General features: G+C 67.6%; 1 protein-coding gene. It reads right to left on the bottom strand.

Annotation, left to right across the window (positions count from 1 at the left end):
* Positions 1-367: hypothetical protein (locus tag DNK49_RS24290; RefSeq protein ID WP_110530437.1), on the bottom strand; the 367-nt coding region annotated here is incomplete at both ends.

The following is a 367-nucleotide window of genomic DNA, read 5'->3' as shown; positions in this document are numbered from 1 at the left end:
GTCCATGCCGTCGTACAGCAACGCCGTGACCGTTCCCCCCAGCGTGGTCCGGCGCAGCCGGCCTTCGGCGTCGTACGCGAGCGTGGCGGTGTAGCCCGTCTTGGTCGCGCTCTTGAGCTTGTTGTCCGCGTCGAAGGTGTAGGTCCACACCCCGTCGCCGGTCAGGTTGCCCCGGGCGTCGTGGGTGAGCGTGGCGCCGGCTGCGGTGGTGTATTGGTTCAGGCCGTTGGCGGTGTAGCTCTGGGTGCCGTTGGCGTAGCCCGTCCATTGGTACAGGTCGTTGGTCCAGCTCTGGCTCACGATTTCCTGCACGGGGTTGCGGGTGTAGGTGAGGGTCTGGTCCTGCGCGGTGCCGGCGAGGTTGTGG

Origin of the sequence: Parazoarcus communis SWub3 = DSM 12120 (assembly GCF_003226565.1) — a bacterium.
Taxonomy (GTDB): Bacteria; Pseudomonadota; Gammaproteobacteria; order Burkholderiales; family Rhodocyclaceae; genus Parazoarcus; species Parazoarcus communis.
This window is presented reverse-complemented; position numbering and strand designations above follow the sequence as displayed.